This is a genomic window from Micromonospora sp. DH13, assembly GCF_020873825.1.
Lineage (GTDB): Bacteria > Actinomycetota > Actinomycetes > Mycobacteriales > Micromonosporaceae > Micromonospora > Micromonospora haikouensis.
Window position 1 is genome coordinate 67,701 of sequence record NZ_JAHWGR010000002.1, and the last position, 17,441, is coordinate 85,141.

11 protein-coding genes are annotated in these 17,441 nt (G+C 73.0%); 1 reads left to right on the forward strand and 10 read right to left on the reverse strand.

What is annotated here, in order from left to right:
* Positions 1-58: 58 nt before the first annotated feature.
* The 10 genes from LPA42_RS02320 to LPA42_RS02365 all read right to left on the reverse strand — a co-directional run bounded on the left by LPA42_RS02320 (position 59) and on the right by LPA42_RS02365 (position 14,601).
* On the reverse strand, positions 59-1,468 hold the full coding sequence (locus LPA42_RS02320) for a GH1 family beta-glucosidase (protein ID WP_077939256.1): 1,410 nt from the start codon (positions 1,466-1,468) through the stop codon (positions 59-61).
* Entirely contained in the window at positions 1,465-3,732 is a 2,268-nt protein-coding gene (gene yicI, locus LPA42_RS02325) for an alpha-xylosidase (RefSeq protein ID WP_077939257.1), read from the reverse strand. The genes LPA42_RS02320 and yicI overlap by 4 nt, the downstream gene beginning before the upstream one ends.
* On the reverse strand, positions 3,729-4,622 hold the full coding sequence (locus LPA42_RS02330; protein WP_077939258.1) for a carbohydrate ABC transporter permease: 894 nt from the start codon (positions 4,620-4,622) through the stop codon (positions 3,729-3,731). The genes yicI and LPA42_RS02330 overlap by 4 nt, the downstream gene beginning before the upstream one ends.
* Positions 4,622-5,590: a carbohydrate ABC transporter permease gene (locus LPA42_RS02335; protein ID WP_077939259.1), complete on the reverse strand. Its 969-nt coding sequence runs from the start codon at positions 5,588-5,590 to the stop codon at positions 4,622-4,624. Before LPA42_RS02335 ends, LPA42_RS02330 begins: the two co-directional genes overlap by 1 nt.
* Before the next feature lie 61 nt (positions 5,591-5,651).
* Positions 5,652-6,956, reverse strand: coding sequence for an ABC transporter substrate-binding protein (locus tag LPA42_RS02340; protein WP_077939260.1), 1,305 nt, complete (start codon positions 6,954-6,956; stop codon positions 5,652-5,654).
* Between the two features lie 36 nt (positions 6,957-6,992).
* Positions 6,993-8,114, reverse strand: a complete 1,122-nt coding sequence (locus LPA42_RS02345) for a LacI family DNA-binding transcriptional regulator (RefSeq protein ID WP_077939261.1) — start codon at positions 8,112-8,114, stop codon at positions 6,993-6,995.
* A 214-nt stretch (positions 8,115-8,328) separates the two neighbouring features.
* Complete coding sequence (locus LPA42_RS02350; protein ID WP_077939262.1) at positions 8,329-9,138, reverse strand: metal-dependent hydrolase; 810 nt, start codon at positions 9,136-9,138, stop codon at positions 8,329-8,331.
* 133 nt (positions 9,139-9,271) lie between these two features.
* On the reverse strand, positions 9,272-11,080 hold the full coding sequence (locus LPA42_RS02355) for a serine/threonine-protein kinase (protein WP_228986281.1): 1,809 nt from the start codon (positions 11,078-11,080) through the stop codon (positions 9,272-9,274).
* A gap of 79 nt (positions 11,081-11,159) precedes the next feature.
* The gene (locus LPA42_RS02360) at positions 11,160-12,491 is read right to left on the reverse strand and encodes a glycosyltransferase family 4 protein (RefSeq protein ID WP_198956688.1); all 1,332 of its coding nucleotides are present in this window, start codon (positions 12,489-12,491) and stop codon (positions 11,160-11,162) included.
* Between the two features lie 166 nt (positions 12,492-12,657).
* Positions 12,658-14,601: an amylo-alpha-1,6-glucosidase gene (locus tag LPA42_RS02365; RefSeq protein ID WP_077939264.1), complete on the reverse strand. Its 1,944-nt coding sequence runs from the start codon at positions 14,599-14,601 to the stop codon at positions 12,658-12,660.
* A 42-nt stretch (positions 14,602-14,643) separates the two neighbouring features.
* Between LPA42_RS02365 and LPA42_RS02370 the strand changes: the two genes are divergently transcribed.
* Positions 14,644-17,388, forward strand: coding sequence for a glucosidase (locus LPA42_RS02370; RefSeq protein ID WP_077939265.1), 2,745 nt, complete (start codon positions 14,644-14,646; stop codon positions 17,386-17,388).
* Positions 17,389-17,441 lie beyond the last annotated feature (53 nt).

Sequence of the window (17,441 nt, forward strand, 5' to 3'; positions counted from 1 at the left end):
GCAAACGCGCCAGGGCTGCTCGCCCGAACGACGGACGAGCAGCCCCGGCGGGCACAGCTCAGTCGCCGGCCGGCGGCTCCAGCCGACCCGTGGCGGTCAGGCCCCGGTACCAGTGGGCGCTGTCCTTCCAGATCCGCTCCTGCGTGTCGTAGTCGACGCGGATGATGCCGAAGCGGCGGTCGTAGCCCCACGCCCACTCGAAGTTGTCCAGCAGCGACCAGACGAAGTAGCCGCGCACGTCCGCGCCCGCGTCCATGGCCGCGCCGACCGCGTCGATGTGCCGGTACAGGTAGTCCAGCCGCCGCTCGTCGTGGACCCGGCCGTCGGGGGTGACCACGTCGTCGAACGCCGCGCCGTTCTCGGTGATCATCAGCGGCAGGCCGGGATGCTCCCGGTGCAGCCGCAGCAGCAGCTCGGTCAGGCCGGCGGGCTCGATGTTCCAGCCCATCGCCGTGTACGGGCCCGGCTGCGGCAGGAAGTCCACGTCGTCGGCGCCGACCCACGGGGTGTGCGCCGAGCTGCCGTGCCCGTCGTTGTCCGAGCGGGCCGAGACGCCGTCCCAGGCCCGCACCAGGGTGGTCGAGTAGTAGTTGACCCCGAGCACGTCCAGCGGCACCGCGATCGTGCGCTCGTCGCCGTCGCGCACGAACGACCAGTCGGTCACCTTCGCGGTGTCGGCGAGCAGGTCCGCCGGGTACGCCCCGTCGAGCAGCGGCCCGAGGAACGCCCGGTTGGCCAGCGCGTCGATGCGGCGCACCGCGTCGGCGTCGGCCGCCGAGCCCGACGCCGGCCGGACCACGTGCAGGTTCAGCGTCACCGACAGCTCCGCCGCCGGCGCCAGCTCGCGCACCACCCGGCCGGCGAGGCCGTGGGCGAGGTTGAGATGGTGTACGGCGGCCAGCGCCCCGGCCGGCTCGGTGCGGCCCGGCGCGTGCACCCCGGAGCCGTAGCCGAGGTACGCCGAGCACCACGGCTCGTTGAACGTCGTCCAGGTGTGCACCCGGTCGCCGAGCGCCGCCACGATGCCGGCCGCGTACTCCTGGAACCGCAGCGCGGTGTCCCGTGCCGGCCAGCCGCCGGCGTCCTCCAGCTCCTGCGGCAGGTCCCAGTGGTACATGGTGGCCACCGGCCGCACGCCCCGCTCCAGCAGCCCGTCGACGAGCCGGGAGTAGAAGTCCAGCCCGGCCCGGTTGAACGCCCCGGAGCCGCCGGGCTGCACCCGGGGCCAGGAGATCGAGAACCGGTACGCCGACAGCCCCAGCTCGGCGATGTGCCCCAGGTCCTCGGCCCAGCGGTGGTAGTGGTCGGCGGCCACGTCGCCGGTGTCCCCGTTCAGGGTGCGGCCGGGGGTGTGGCTGTAGGTGTCCCAGATCGACGGGCCCCGCCCGTCCTCGGTGGCCGCGCCCTCGATCTGGTACGACGCCGTGGCCGAGCCCCACACGAAGCCCTCGGGAAACACTCGCGTCACCGGTTCGCCTCCGTCCCCAGCACGTCGCCGCCCGGCGACCCTGATCCCACCACGTCACAGTCGTAACCGGACGACGCGCCGGCCACCACGTCCACGGCGGTGGTCCCGCCGTCGTACCGCACCTCGAACTCGGCCCCCGGCCCGCCGCCGGGCGACGGGATCCGCACCCGCGTCCGCTGGCCCTCGACGGGCGCGAACAGCCGCAGCCGCACGCCGTCGGCCCACTCGTAGTCGGGCCGGTCGTGCGTCGCGCCGAACGGGATCACCGCACCGGGGCGGGCGAGCACCGGCAGGCTGTCGTAGTCGTGCTTCTCGGTCACCCACGCCGGCCCGGTGAGCTGCGCGCCGCTGACCAGGTTGGTCCAGGTGCCGGCGGGCACGTAGTAGGTGACCTCCCCGTCGGGGCTCATCACGGGCGCGACCAGCACGTCGGGGCCGAGCATGTACTGCCGGTCGAGGTACGCGGCCATCGGGTCGTCCGGGAACTCCACGATCATCGGCCGCATCACCGGCACCCCGTCGCGGTGCGCCTCCTCGGCCGCCGCCGCCAGGTAGGGCATCAGGCTCAGCTTGAGCCGGGTGAAGTGGCGCAGCACCTCCACGGCCTCGTCGTCGTACGCCCACGGCACCCGGTACGAGCCGGAGCCGTGCAGCCGCGAATGCGAGGAGAGCAGCCCGAACGCGATCCACCGCTTGAACACGGCCGGGTCGGGGGTGCCCTCGAAGCCGCCGATGTCGTGGCTCCAGTAGCCGAACCCGGACGCCGACAGCGACAGCCCGCCGCGCAGCGACTCGGCCATCGCCACGAACGTCGACTCGCAGTCGCCGCCCCAGTGCACCGGGAACTGCTGCCCGCCGGCCGTGGCCGACCGGGCGAACACGACCGCCTCGCCGACGCCGCGCTCGGCCTCCAGCAGCTCGAAGACGGCCTTGTTGTAGAGGTAGGCGTAGTAGTTGTGCATCCGCTGCGGGTCCGACCCGTCGTGCCAGACCACCTCGGTGGGGATGCGCTCGCCGAAGTCGGTCTTGAAGCAGTCGACGCCCATGTCGAGCAGCACCTTGAGCTTGCTGTTGAACCAGGCCACCGCGTCGGGGTTGGTGAAGTCGACGAGCGCCATGCCGGCCTGCCACTTGTCCCACTGCCAGACCGACCCGTCGGGGTTGCGCACCAGGTAGCCGGCCTGGCGGCCCTCCTCGAACAGGTACGACCGCTGGGCGATGTACGGGTTGATCCACACGCACACCTTCAGGCCGCGCTCATGCAGCCGGCGCAGCATCCCCTCCGGGTCGGGGAAGGTCGCCGGGTCCCACACGAAGTCGACCCAGTGGAACTGCCGCATCCAGAAGCAGTCGAAGTGGAACACCGACAGCGGCAGGTCCCGCTCGGCCATCCCGTCGATGAACTCGGTGACGGTCTTCTCGTCGTACGACGTGGTGAACGACGTCGACAGCCACAGCCCGTACGACCAGGCCGGGACGCGGGCCGGGCGACCGGTGAGCGCGGTGTAGCGGCGCAGCACGTCCTTCGGGGTGGGCCCGTCGATCAGGTAGTAGGTCAGCGACTGCCCCTCGACGCTGAACTGGGCCTGCGAGACGACCTCCGAGCCGACCTCGAACGACACGTGCTCGGGGTGGTCGACGAAGACGCCGTAGCCGGCGCTGCTGAGATAGAACGGCACGTTCTTGTACGCCTGCTCGCTGGCGGTGCCGCCGTCGGCGTTCCAGATGTCGACGGTCTGGCCGTTCTTGACGAACGGGCCGAACCGCTCGCCGAGGCCGTAGATCGTCTCCCCGACGCCCAGCGCCAGCCGGTCGTGGACGAAGTGGCGGCCCTCGCCGTCGGTGACGACGCCGACGCTGCGCTCGGTGGACGAGGTGACCAGGCGGTCGCCGCGCAGGAAGTCGACCCGCCACCGGTCGACGAGCGTGACGCGGGCGGTCAGCTCGCCGGTGGTCAGGGCGGCGCTGACGCCGGTGACCTCGACGGTGACGGGGTGGTCGTCGCCGGCCGCGAGGGCGAAGCGCGGCTGCTTCGGCAGCCCGCCGCTGTGGTGCCCGACGGTCACCCCGATCACGCCGGGGGCGGGGGAGAAGAACTGCACGGTGACGACCGGGCGGTTGAGGGTGTCGCCCCGCCCGGTGATCTGACCGGTCGGCGCGAAGACGGTGAAGCCGCGTTCGTCCGGCTCCACCGATTCGACTGTGCCGGGGCGCAGCACGGTGACCCCCGGACGCAGTTGCCAGTACCCGTCGGTGAACTTCACTTCTCGGCTCCTACCGTGATGCCGCGGCTCAGCGTGCGCTGGAAGATGAGGAAGAACACGATCGCCGGGACGAGGCTGATCAGCGCCCCGGCGTTGGTGGTGGGGGCGTCCATCAGCCGGTCGCCCTGCAACGACGCGAGGGCCACCGGGATGGTCTGGGTCTGGTTGTCGATGAGCATCACCAGCGGGATGAGGAACTCGTTCCAGGTCCAGATGAAGAAGAAGACCAGCAGCACGGCGAGGGTGGGCCGGACGTTGGGCAGGACGACCCGCCACAGGATCGTCCACTTGCCGGACCCGTCCAGCGCCGCCGCCTCCAGCAGGCTCTTGGGGAACGTGCCGAGCACCGAGGCCAGCAGGTACGTGCCGAACGCGCTCTGGATGACCGTGAAGATGATGATCACGACGAGCCGGGTGTTGTAGAGGCCCACCTCCTTGGCGAAGTAGTAGAGCGGGTAGACCAGGGACTCCTGCGGCAGCATGTTGGCCAGCAGGAACGCCCCGACGATCCAGAGCCGGCCCCGGACCCGGCCGATGCCCAGCGCGTACGCGTTGAGCAGCGACACGGCGACCGCGAGCACCGCGACCGAGCCGGCGATGAGCGCGGAGTTCCACAGCTTCTGCGGGAAGTCGACCTGCGTCCAGTAGGTGCGCAGGCCCTGGGTGTAGAACTCCGACGGCCAGCTCAGCGGCCCGTCCGTGGAGTACTGCCCGGGCGTCTTGAACGCGTTGAGCAGCATGAACACGAACGGCACCAGCATGACCAGGGCGCCGACGGTGACCACGGCCAGCACGATCCAGCGGCCGACGCCCCGGTGGTGCCGGTCGCGAACAGGAGTGGCCCGGCCGGTCTTCGCGGGGGCCTCGGCGGGGGTGAGGGTGACGGACATCAGGCGCTCCCGTCCCGTCGCTCGGCGCGGTGCTGCGCGCGGATGAACAGCAGCGCCACCACCACGATGATCAGCGTCAGCACGGTCGAGATCGCCGACCCGTACCCGACCTGGAGTTTCTTGAAGAACGTGTAGTACGCGAAGTACGACGGCACGTTGGTGGCGTTCTCCGGGCCGCCCCGGGTCAGCGCGTAGATCGGCCCGAACACCTTCATCGCGGCGATGGTGCAGGTGAGGGCGACGACGAACGTCTCCGGCCGGATCTGCGGCAGGGTGATCGCCCGGAACCGGCGGGCCCAGCCCGCGCCGTCGATCTCCGCCGCCTCGTACAGCTCGGGGTCGACCCGCTGCAACGCGGCCATGAACACGACCACCGGGTAGCCGATCTGCACCCAGATCATCACGCCCATGACCGCCGGCAGGGCGGTGTCGGGGTCGCCGAGCCAGTCGTGCGACAGCGCGCCCAGCCCGACGGCGTCGAGCAGCCCGTTGAGGGCCCCGTCGGGGCGCAGGATCCAGCCCCACACGATGCCGGCCACCACGACCGGCAGGACCTGCGGCAGGTAGAACGCGGCGCGCAGCGCGTTGGCGGTGCGCGGCTTGAAGCGCCGCCCGATGGTGTCGAACAGCACCGCCGCGAGCACGAGGCCGACGACGGTGGGCACCACGACCATCGCCACGATCATGGCGAGGGTGTTGCGGAACGACTGCCAGAAGACGGTGTCGTCGAGCAGGCGCTGGTAGTTCTCCAGCCCGACGAACGTCGGGTCGCCGATGCCGGACCAGCGGGTCAGCGAGAGATAGCCGGTGAACAGCAGCGGCCCGCCGATGACCAGCGCGAAGAGCACCGCGCCGGGGAGCAGGTAGAGCCAGTAGCCCGCGTCGCCGCGGCGGCGGCGCGGCCCCCGGCGGCCCTTCGGATCGGTGTCGCCCCGGCGTCGGGTGGCGAGGGCGTCGGTTGCAGCCATGATGGTCCCTCCGGTGCGCCGGCGGGCGCGTCGCGCAGGGCGCGCCCGCCGGGCGTCCTCGTCAGCCGCGCTTGATCTCCGCGACGCCCTCGTCGTACGGCTTGGCGATCGCGTCGAGCACCTGGTCGGGGGACTTCGACTGGTTGATCAGGCCCTGGAAGCCGGAGACCAGCACGTCGTAGTAGCCGGGGACCGGCCAGTCCGGGTAGAAGGCCAGGCCGTCGGTGGTGCTGATCGCGTTGAAGTTCTCGATCAGCTTCTTGTCCTTCGGGTCGGCGATCTTCGACGGGTCGGCGGCCACCGGGACGCCGCCGTTGTTGCCGATCAGGGCCTGGATCTCCGGGCGCATGGTGATGTCGATGAAGTCGTACGCCAGGTCCTTGGCCTTGCTGGTCGCCGGTACCACCCAGATGTTGCCGGACGAGCCGGCGTGCAGCTTGTTGCCGGGGAACAGGAAGCTGTCCCAGTTGGCCTTCATCTCGGCCTTGAACCGGCCGTACCACCAGCTCCCGGAGACGATCATCGGGGTCTTGCCGGCGATGAACGCCGTGCCCATGTCCTCGGCCTTGGCGCTGGCGGTGCCCTTGCCGACGTAGCCCTTCTTCACCCACTCGGCGAACGTGTCCGCGCCGTACTTGAGCGGGTCGGCCTTGAAGTCGACCGGGTTCTTGTAGAGCTGGTAGTTGTCGACGAACGCCCGGTCGGCCTTGGCGAGCGCGAGCTGGTAGAACAGCTGCCCGGCCGGGTATTCAGCGCCGGCGGTGCCCAGCGGGGTGATGCCCTTGGCGACGAACGTGTCCATCGCGGCGGTCAGCTCGTCGAGCGTCGTCGGGACCTGCACACCATTCTTGTCGAACAGGTCCTTGTTGTAGTAGACCATCACGTACTCGCCGTAGTTGGGCACGCCGTACCAGTTGCCGGAGCCCATCACGCCCTTGTCGTCGTACTTGGCGGTGGTCTGCAGGCTCGGGCTGAGCGCCTTGTCCCAGCCGCGCTTGGTCGCCTCGGCCGTGAGGTCGGTGAGCAGGCCCTGCTTGGACAGCAGACCGGCGGTGGCGTTGCCCTTGTTGTACTCCATCACGTCCGGGCCCTCGGACGAGTTGATGATCATCCCGGCGTTCTGCTGGATCTGCTCGAACGCCTTGCGCTCGAAGCGCACCTCGACGCCCGGGTGCTCCTGCTTGAAGACCTCGATCGCCTTGTCCCACGCCACGCCCATGGCGCTGGTCTCGCCCTCGTAGTGCCAGAGCTTGAGCACCTTGGCACCGCTGGCGCCCTCGTCGGCGTCGTCACCGCAGGCGGTCAGGGACGCCGCCGCGGCGACGGCCAGGGTCACCGCCGCGACGACTGTGCGGAATCGTTGCATTACCATTCTCCTCGTGAGTATCGAGCCGGTACTCCTCTAGGCCCGTCGTCGCGTGGCAGCGCGGCGACGGGCTGTGTTCTTGCTCGTCGTGCCCGACGCCTCCGGGTCGGCCGCGTCGGCCGCTCCGGTGGTGTCCCCCGTCGGGCGACCGGGAGGGCCGCTGGATCCGCGGACCTCCAACGTGCACGGCAGCAGCTCCTGGTGGATCGGAGCGCTGTCGAGCTCCAGGTGGCGCAGCAGCGCCTCGACCGCGATGCGTCCCAGCGCCGAGCCGGGCGACGTCATCGCGGTCAGCGCGGGGGTGGCCAGCTCGGCGACCTGCGGCGAGGTGACCATGGAGACGACCGAGACGTCGTCGGGCACGGTGAGGCCCCGCCCGGCCAGCCCGCCGAGGATGCCGAACACGGCCCGCTCGTTCATGGCGAGCACGGCGGTCAGGTCGGGGGCCCGGTCGAACGCCGTGGCCAGGGCCGCCCGCCCGCCGGCCGCGCTGTCCTCGGCGGGGATCATCAGCGGCTCGACGCCGTGCTCGGCCATCGCGGCGGCGAACGCGTCGCGGGTGCGCAGCGCGGGGCCGTAGCCCTCGGCGATGGTCGCGGCGGAGTGGTTGACGTAGACGATCCGCCGGTGGCCCAGACCCACGAGGTGCGCGACGGCGTCGTGCACGGTGCGGTCGAAGTCGATGTCGACGTACGACAGGTCGGTGGTGTCGCCGGTGCGGCCGATGAGCACCAGCGGCACGCCCGCCTCCCGCAGCACGGCCACCCGGTCGTCGTCGAGCTGCACCTCCATCAGCAGCGCGCCGTCGAGCATGCGCTGGCTGGCCAGCCGCCGCAGGCCGTCGAGGTCGTCGGCGTCGACGGGGGAGAGCACCAGGTGGTAGCCCGCCGCGCTGGCCGCCGAGGCGGCGCCGGTGACGAAGGCCGTCTCGGTGGCGCCCAGGCCGCGGTCGTCGATCGGCAGGAGCAGGCCGAGGATACGGCTGCGCCGGCTGGCCAGCCCCCGGGCCATCGCGTGCGGCTGGTAGTCCAGCTCCGCCATCGCGGCGCGGACCTTGTCCCGGGTGGCCTGGGAGATGGGCCGCGCGCCGGTCAGCACGTACGACACCGTGCTGACGGAGACCCGCGCGAGCCGGGCGACGTCGTGCATCGTGGCCATCGCGCACCTCCCTCGGCGGCCCGGCGGGCGGGGTCCCGACCTGCGTCGAAACGCCTAGTCGAAACGGTTAGTCGAAGCGTTTCGACAGACCGTAGGACACGTGTTACGAGGGCGTCAATAGCCGATGACAAAAATGGGTCGCCGGGCCGACCCGCGCCCGGGGGCGGCGCAGCGCCGCGCTGGGGGCGGGGTCAGCCCGGCGACGGGCGGAGCCTCAGATCTCGATGTTGAACTTGCGCAGCACCGACGGGGCGACCAGGCCCACCGCCGCGAGCACGGAGATCGCGGTCAGCACGCCGCGCAGCACGACCACCTCGGTCTTGCTGCCGGTGCGCAGCGCGATGCTGTTCGGCAGGCCGACCATCGTCCACATCCGGCGCTTGATCGGGATCGGCCACAGGATCGGCACCCCGGCCCGCGTGATCATGTCGCCGAGGATGTGCACGAAGCAGCCCACCCCGACGGCCAGCCCGATCAGCGGATACCCCCGGTCGCCGGGCAGGTTGGCGAACGTGAACCAGGCGGCGGCGGCCGAGGCCAGGGTCACGATCACCCAGCCGGCGCGCTCCGCCCACCGGTCGAACAGCCCGCGCAGGGCCAGCCCGAACATGAAGAACAGGATGCCGACCACGGCCCACTTGCCGTACGCGGCGCACAGCGCGGTGGTGCCCCAGCCGACCAGCACGGTGAACGGGATCGTGTGGGTCAGGGTGCGGTGGCCGTTGTTGCGGCGCGGGTCCTTGCTCAGCTTGGTCGCGTAGTAGACGCCGAGGGAGATCTTCTCCATCACCTCGGCGACGAACAGGCTGACCACCCCGAACGTGCGGGCCACCGTGGCCCCGCCCTGGTTGCGGGTCACCTTGCCCGACAGGTCGAGGTCGGGGAAGAGCGCCCCACCGGCGCAGACCGCGGTGCCGACGGCGAGGGCCAGCGGCGACTGGTGGTAGTCGGCGAACTGGTCGAGCGCCCAGGAGCCGGTCAGCCACACCGCCGCGCCCGACAGTGCGTGGGACGGTCCCATCATGACGCCTCGCCCTCCCCAGGGTCTTGATCCACAAACTACGCCACTCTGGCAGAGTCGCCGCCGGGGAGCAATCACCTGGACGGTCCACACCGGACGGTGTCGCGGTCCGGACGCGTGGGGCGGCCCCGCCGGCTCAGGCCGTGCCGCCGGCCCGGAAGCTGGACCGCATCGTCTCCCGATCGGCCGCGCCGGCGTCCCACTCCACCTCGGGGCCGCTCCAGGCCAGCGACCACGAGCGGGTGCCGAACGGGATCAGTTGCGCCCCGCGCAGGCGCGCCCCCATCGGCGCGTCCCAGGTGCACTCCCACTCCGCCCCCCGGCCCGCCACCTCCGCCAGCCGGATCTTCGCGTACCGGGGGAGGGCGCCCGCCTCCTTCGCCCGGCGCTCGTTCGCGCGCAGCTGCTCCAGCGGGGCGGCGGCCGGGTCGTCCGCCGGGGAGACGGTCAGGATCCGCCGGGCCGACGGGTCCTGGAAACAGACCGCGTTCCCGTCCCGGTACTGCCGCCAGCCGGGCGGCAGGGCGAGCCGGAACCCGGCCGGGTCGGCGTACCAGGACCAGTCCGACGGCGGGCGCAGCGGCTCGTCCGGGGCCGGCGCGACGGTCGGGGGTGGCTCACCGAACGGGTAGGGCCGCAGGCAGGGGAAGGGCGGGGGCGGGACGCCCGCCCTGAGCGGCGGCAGCAGCGGCCCGGCCGACGACGGGCTCGGCGCGGCCCCCGGCGTGGCCGGTGGCGTCGCCTCGCGGCCCGTGTGGGGGCGGAACAACGCGAACACGACGAGGTGCGCGACCACCAGCGTGACCGCCACGCCGGCCACGACCAGCGGCCAGCGCCGCCCGGCCGGCGCGGCGACGTCCGCCGGCCCGGCCGGCACGATGACGAACGGGACGTCGGCCGGCACCGGGGCGGCGGTGTCGGTGGGCGCGGCCGGCGTCGGCCCGTCCCGCGCCGGGCCCGTCCCCGCCGGCCTCCTGCCCGCCGTTGCGTCCCGCCGAGGCGGCCCAACCGACCAGCCCGGCACGACCAGCCGGTCCGCCCCGGCGGGCCCGGCCGGGCCGTCCGGCGGGACCGCGTCCGGCGGAACCACCGTGGCCTCCGGGGCGACCGTGACCGGCGAGGGCTCGGCGCCCGGCGCGGCGGCCTGGGCCAGGCGGCGCTGCGTCTCCTCGTGGTCGATGCGCTGCCGTGGGTCCCGGCGCAGCAGGCCGACCAGCACCGGCCGCAGCGGCCCGGCGTGCGGCGCCGGGTCCGGCGGCCGGGTGGCCAGGGCGCTCAGCGTCGCCATCGCGGTGCTACGGGCGTACGGGGACTTGCCCTCCACGGCCGCGTGCAGCGTCGCGCCGAGCGACCACAGGTCGGCCTCCACGCTGGAGATCCCCTCGGCGGCCCGCTCCGGGGCGACGAACTGCGGGGAGCCGAGCACCAGCCCCGGCCGGGTCATCACCCCGTCCCCACCGTCGAAGACGGCGAGCCCGAAGTCGGTGAGCATCACCCGCCCGTCGTGGGCGACGAGCACGTTGGCCGGCTTGACGTCGCGGTGCAGCACGCCGGCCTGGTGCGCGGCACGCAGCGCGGCCAGCAGCGCCAGCCCGATCGCCGCGGCCCGCCGCGGCGGCAGCGGCCCGGACGTGTCCAGGATGTGCTGCAACGACCGGGACGGCACGTACTCCATGATCAACCACGGGTCGCCGTCGACCGGCACCACGTCGTAGACCCGGACCACGTTGGGGTGGTTGAGCCGCGCCGTCGTGCGCGCCTCCCGCAGCGTACGCAGGCGCAACTCGTCGAGCTCGTCGCCGGCCAGCACGGCCGGCGGGACGACCTGCTTGACCGCGACGTCGCGGTGCAGCATCTCGTCCCTGGCACGCCACACCTTGCCCATGCCGCCGCGACCCACGAGGTCGAGCAGGCGGTACCGGCCGCCGATCACTACCTGCTGCACCGTTCTCCTCACCGCTGGCGGACGTACACCATAGCCAGCGGATCGGCAGGGACCAATCGGACGACAGGTCGGCAACCCGTCAGCAGGCCGCGTGCCCGGCCGCCAGCAGGTTCCCCTCCGGGATGGCGATCCGGGGTCGACCCGCGCCCAGCCGGCTCGCCGCCCGACGGGCCTGGAACGAACCGTGCTCGCGGCGGGCGGCGGCGTAGCTGCTCGCGGTGTGGGCGGCGATGGTCGCCCAGCCGTACCGCTCGCTGACCATCGTGCGGGCCCGGCGGGCCACCCGGCGGGCGAAGACCTCGTCGCCGATGAGCCGGTCGACCGCGCCCGCCAGCGCGTCGGGGTCGCTGTGCGGGAACGTCACCCCGGTGACCCCGGGCTCGACGATCTCGGCGAGCCCGCCCGTCGCGGCGACGGCCAGGGGCGCGCCGGCCGCGGCGGCCTCCAAGGCGACCATGCCGAACGGCTCGTAGAGGCTCGGCACCACGGTCGCGTCGGTGGCGGCCAGCATGGCCGGGAGCTGGGTGGAGTCCAGGAAACCGGCGAAGCGCACCGTGTCGCCCAGGTGCAGCCGGTGCGCCTGCTCCACCAGCTCCTGCCGGTACGGGCCGTCGCCGGCGATCACCACCCGCAGCCCCGGGTGCCGCTCGCGCAGGTACGGCACGGCGTGCATCAGGTGCTGCACGCCCTTCTCGTAGACGAGCCGGCCCGCGTACCCGACCAGGGGACCGTCACCGGCGAACCGGGCCCGCGCCGAGGCGACCGCCCGGGGCCGGGCCCGCCAGACCCGGTCGTCCACCCCGTTGGCCACCACGTCGACCCGGGCGGCCGGCACGTCGAACAGGCGGCCGATCTGGTCGCGCATGTAGCCGGAGCAGGCGATCACCCGCGTCGACTCGCCGCTGATCCAGTGCTCGACGCCGTGGATGGTGCGGTTCATCTCCTCCGGCAGCCAGCCCTGGTGCCGGCCCGCCTCCGTCGCGTGGATCGTCGTCACCAGCGGCAGGTCCAGGTGCTCGGCGAGGGTGATCGCGGTGTGCGCGACGAGCCAGTCGTGGGCGTGGATGACGTCGTAGGAGCCGCTCTCGGTGGCGCGCAGGGCGGCGCGGGTGAGGGTGTGGTTGAAGGCCATGGTCCAGGCGAGGAGGCTGCCGGTGGCCAGGGGGAAGGCGACCGGGTCCTCGGCGGCGCGCAGGACGCGGACGCCGTCGGCGTACTCCTCCAGGGGTGCGCCGTCGGCGTGGCGGGTGACGACGGTGACCTCGTGGCCGGCGGCGGCGAGGGCGACGGAGAGGGCGTGCACATGGCGGCCGAGGCCGCCGACGAGCACCGGCGGATATTCCCAGGAGAGGATGAGTACCCGCTGGTGCCGGGCCGGGTTGATGTCGATCACTTCGGCGTCAGGTGACATGCGGCCCCCTTGGAGTTGTCTCCGGCGCGCGGGCCGGCCGCACCCGCGGAAAACGGATGCCGCCGACCAGCCCTGGATCTCGGGCCCATCCTGCACCGGGCCGGATAACCAGCGGAGACGTCGCCGTTGCCGGGATGTAAAGCGCTACCGGCGGACCCGGAAGGGCCTACCGGCGCACCCGCCGGGAGCGCAGCACCTCCGCCACCGACCACGCCTGGAACGGGCAGCCCGTCGCCGCGTGCGGGGCCGCGCCGTCGGCCGTCTCACTGACCGACCCCAGCCCGTGCTCGGTCAGGTGGGCCTCCACGCCGACGAACAGGTCGTCCACCGGCAACTTCGCCCGGCGGGCCGCGTCCACGTACGGCCCGAGCAGCCACGGCCACACCGTGCCCTGGTGGTAGCCGCCGTCGCGCTCGGCCGGCCCGCCCCGGTGCCGGCCGGTGTAGCCGGGCTGGTCGGGGGCGAGGCTGCGCGGGCCCAGCGGGGTGAGCAGCCCGGCGGCGACCCGGCGCAGCGTCGGCTCGTCCGGCTCCAGCGGCGCGTACGGCAGCGACCAGGCCAGCAGCTGGTTGGGGCGCAGCAGGTCGTCGTCGTGGTACGGCGCGCCGCCCAGCGGGTACGCCGGCGCAGGCGCGTCCACCACGTCGTGCAGCCAGCCGACCGGGGACGGGAACCGCGCGGCGAACGACGCGGTGGCCCGGGCGTGCAGCCGCCACAGCTCGGCGGCGTCGCCGCCGGCCAGCTCCGTCAGCTCGGCCAGCCCCGCGAGCCCGTTGACCCACAGCGCGTTGATCTCCACCGGCTTGCCCGTGCGGGGCGTCACCGGCACCCCGTACACCCGGGCGTCCATCCAGGTCAGCGCCGTGCCCGGGGTGCCGCCCTGGGTGACCAGGCCGTCGGCCGGGTCGACGGCGATGCCGTACCGGGTGCCGGCCAGGTACGCGTCGACGATCCCGCGCAGCGCCGGCAGCAGCTCGTCGCCGAGGTCGGTGTCGCCGGTGACGGTGACGTGCCGGCTCACCGCGTGCAGGAACCACAGGGCGGCGTCGACCGTGTTGTATTCGACCCGCCCCGTGTCGGCCGTGTTGGCGAGCATCCCCTCCGACAGCGTCGCCGCGTACGCCCGCAGCAGCTCCCGGCCCTCGTCGGCCCGGTTGGCGCACAGGAACAGCCCCTCGTACGAGGTCATGGTGTCCCGCGACCACGCGCCGAACCACGGGTAGCCGGCGACCACGTCCGGGCCGGCGGCGGTGCGCACGACGAACGCGTCGGCGGCCAGCGCGAGGGTGGCCTCGACCGCGTCCGCCGGCTCGGCCCGCGCCACCACCTGCCGGTTGCGCCGCCGCGCCGCCGCGACGACCTCCTCCGCCGGGGGCGGCGTGGCGGCCAGGTCGCCCGCCCAGGCGAGCACCGACACCGTGTCGCCGGGGCGCTCCAGCGCGCCCGAGAACCGCCCGGCGTGCCAGACGTCGTCGTCCGGGTGCAGGCCCCGGGCCGCCTCCTCGCGGTGGTGCACCCCGAGCCACCACTGCCCCTCCGGGGTCCAGTCCGGCCCGGCGAGGCGGAACGCGCCCTCCACCACCGCGCCGCCGTCCACCGGCTCGACCCGGGGCGCGGGGCCGTCGGCGCGCCGCTCGCCGTGCGCGTCGCGCCAGGTGCAGGCCGCCGACAGGTCGAGCCGGACCGGGCCGCCGGACACGAGCCGGTGCACCACCGCCACGCACGAGCGCCCGTACGCCATGGCCAGCTCGCGCTCGATGACCACGTCGCCGATCCGCCACCGCCACCGCGGCAACCCGTCGGTGAGGTCGAAGCGCTCCAACAGCTCGAAGCCGCGCGGGTCGACGTCGCCGGAGGACCACTCGTGCGCGCCGAGGCGCAGCCGCGCCCCGGAGGGGAGGACGACTGCCGGATCGAGACTCACCAGTCCCACGTTCCGGGACGCCGGAGTCTGGCCGGCGACCACCAGCAACCCGTGGTAGCGGCGCGTGCGCAGCCCGCTCACGGTGCCCATGGCGTAGCCACCCAGGCCGTCCGGAACCAGCCACTCCCTGGTGGCCCCACCCGTCAGCTCCCCGCACACCTGCGAACCGAAACGAATGTCGATCAACTTTCCTCCAGCGGCGGCGAGGTGTAACACGCCACGACGAGAATGGCCGCTGTGGTGAAGTACCCCGGCGGCACCGAAGATAGGCACGTGATCACCGACGTGCCTCCCTCCCATGCGCCCGCACCCGACGCCGAACGGCTCCGGCTCGCCCAGGCCGACTCCGGGGAGCAGGACTGGCGCGCATGGGGTCCCTATCTGTCCGAGCGGGCGTGGGGGACGGTACGGGAGGACTACAGCGAGCACGGCACGGCGTGGGACTACTTCCCCCACGACCACGCGCGGTCCAGAGCCTACCGCTGGAGCGAGGACGGCATGGCGGGCGTGTGCGACGACCGACAGACGTTCTGCTTCGCCCTCGCCCTGTGGAACGGCCGCGACCCGATCCTCAAGGAACGGATGTTCGGCCTCGGCGGCGACGGCGGCAACCACGGCGAGGACGCCAAGGAATACTGGTGGTACCTGGACTCCACGCCCACCCACTCGTGGATGCGCTGGCGCTACCACTACCCGCAGGCCGCCTTCCCGTACGACGAGCTGGTCGCCGTCAACGCGCTGCGCGGCCGCGACGACACCGAGTACGAGCTGGTCGACACCGGCATCTTCGACGACGACCGGTACTGGGCGGTCACCGTCGACTACGCCAAGGCGTCCCCGACGGACATGTGCATCGTGGTGACCGTCGCCAACCGGGGCGACACCGACGAGCGGCTGCACGTGCTGCCGTCGCTGTGGTTCCGCAACACGTGGGCGTGGGGCCTGCCCGGCGGGGACCGGGTGCCCCGGCTCGTCGGCTCCGCCGCCGGGGCCGGCGTCGGCGCCCGGCTCGTCGGCGAGCACTGGGTGCTCGGCCAGATCCTGCTGGAGGGCGACGGCGATCCGGTGCCGCTGCTCTGCGACAACGACACCAACGCCGAGCGGCTCTGGGGGCTGCCCGGCCGCTCGCCGTACCCGAAGGACGGCATCAACGACCACGTGGTGAACGGCGCGGCCACGGTCAACCCCGACCGGGAGGGCACCAAGGGGGCGCTGCACTACGTCCTCGACGTGCCGGCCGGCGGGCACCGGCAGATCCGGCTGCGGCTGACCCGCACCGCGCCGCCGCCCGGCGGGACGCCGCCGCCGGCCGCCGACCTGGCCGCCGGCTTCGACGCGGTGGTGTGGGCGCGGCGGGCCGAGGCGAACCGGTTCTTCGACGGCGTCATCCCGGCCGCCGCCACCGCCGACGAGGCCCTCGTCGCCCGGCAGGCCATCGCCGGGCTGATGTGGGGCAAGCAGTTCTACCACTTCGACGTGAAGCGGTGGCTGGAGGGCGACCCCGGCTCCACGCCCCCCGCCGGCCGCCGGCACGGGCGCAACAGCCACTGGTGGCACATGACCAGCTTCGACGTGATCTCCATGCCCGACCCGTGGGAATATCCCTGGTACGCGGCCTGGGACCTGGCCTTCCACTGCGTCAGCATCGCCCGCGTCGACCCCGGGTTCGCCAAGTCCCAGGTGCTGCTCCTGCTCCGCGAGTGGTACCTGCACCCCAACGGGCAGATCCCGGCGTACGAGTGGGCGTTCGGCGACGTGAACCCGCCCGTGCACGCCTGGGCCGCGCTGAAGGTCTTCGAGATCGACGGCTCCCGCGACCACGAGTTCCTGGCCCGCGTCATGCACAAGCTGCTGCTCAACTTCACCTGGTGGGTCAACCGCAAGGACACCGGCGGCAACAACGTCTTCGAGGGCGGCTTCCTCGGGCTGGACAACGTCGGCCCGTTCGACCGCTCGGCGGCGCTGCCGGTGGCCGGCACGCTGGAGCAGTCCGACGGCACGGGCTGGATGGCCATGTACGCGCTCAACCTGCTCGACATCGCCGTCGTGCTCGCCGAACACGACCGCACCTGGGTCGACACGGCCACCAAGTTCTTCGAGCACTTCGCCTACATCGCCGCCGCCGCGTACGACCAGGGGCTCTGGGACGACGAGGACGCGTTCTTCTACGACGTGCTGCGGCTGGCCGACGGCAGCCAGGTGCCGCTGAAGGTCCGCTCGGTGGTGGGGCTGCTGCCGCTGGCGGCGACCACCCGGCTCTCCGCGCGTACGCTGCGCCGGCTGCCCGAGCTGGGGGCCCGGCTGCGCTGGTTCCTCACCCACCGCCCCGAGTACGCCGACGTGATCGGCGCCCGCCGCATCGGCCCGGACGGCCGCCAGCAGCGGCTGCTGACCATGGTCGGCCCGGAGAAGATCGTCCGGCTGCTGGCCCGGATGCTCGACACCGAGGAGTTCCTCTCCGAGTACGGCCTGCGCACGCTCAGCCGCGCCCACCTGGACAAGCCGTTCGCCGTCACCCTCGGCGGCCAGGAGTTCAGCGTCGGCTACGAGCCGGCCGAGTCGACCAGCGGCCTGTTCGGCGGCAACTCCAACTGGCGCGGCCCGATCTGGATGCCGACGAACTTCCTGCTGATCAGCGCCCTGCGCGACTACGCGGCGTTCTTCGGCGACGACCTCCAGGTGGAATATCCGACCCGCTCGGGGGTGAAGCGGACCCTCGACGAGATCGCCGACGACCTCTCCACCCGGCTGATCTCGCTGTTCACCCGGGACGGCTGGGGGCGACGGCCCATCTACGGCGCCGCCCAGCTCTTCCAGACCCACCCCGACTGGCGGGATCTGATCAGCTTCCCGGAATACTTCCACGGGGACAACGGCGCGGGCCTGGGCGCGTGGCACCAGACGGGCTGGACGGCCCTGGTCGCCGACCTCATCCTCACCCTGCGCCACCGCCGGGGGGCCGACCCGGCGTGAAACGGCGTGCCCGCGCCGCGCCGCCGGCAGTACGGTGTCCCGGGCCAAGGGGA

Excerpts from the sequence above, each read along its gene's own strand:
- LPA42_RS02335 (WP_077939259.1), bottom strand. The coding sequence starts at position 5,590 with ATGGCTGCAACCGACGCCCTCGCCACCCGACGCCGGGGCGACACCGAT.
- LPA42_RS02345 (WP_077939261.1), bottom strand. The coding sequence starts at position 8,114 with ATGGCCACGATGCACGACGTCGCCCGGCTCGCGCGGGTCTCCGTCAGC.
- LPA42_RS02370 (WP_077939265.1), top strand. The coding sequence starts at position 14,644 with ATGGCCGCTGTGGTGAAGTACCCCGGCGGCACCGAAGATAGGCACGTG.
- LPA42_RS02350 (WP_077939262.1), bottom strand. The coding sequence starts at position 9,138 with ATGATGGGACCGTCCCACGCACTGTCGGGCGCGGCGGTGTGGCTGACC.
- LPA42_RS02360 (WP_198956688.1), bottom strand. The coding sequence starts at position 12,491 with ATGTCACCTGACGCCGAAGTGATCGACATCAACCCGGCCCGGCACCAG.
- LPA42_RS02330 (WP_077939258.1), bottom strand. The coding sequence starts at position 4,622 with ATGTCCGTCACCCTCACCCCCGCCGAGGCCCCCGCGAAGACCGGCCGG.
- LPA42_RS02340 (WP_077939260.1), bottom strand. The coding sequence starts at position 6,956 with ATGCAACGATTCCGCACAGTCGTCGCGGCGGTGACCCTGGCCGTCGCC.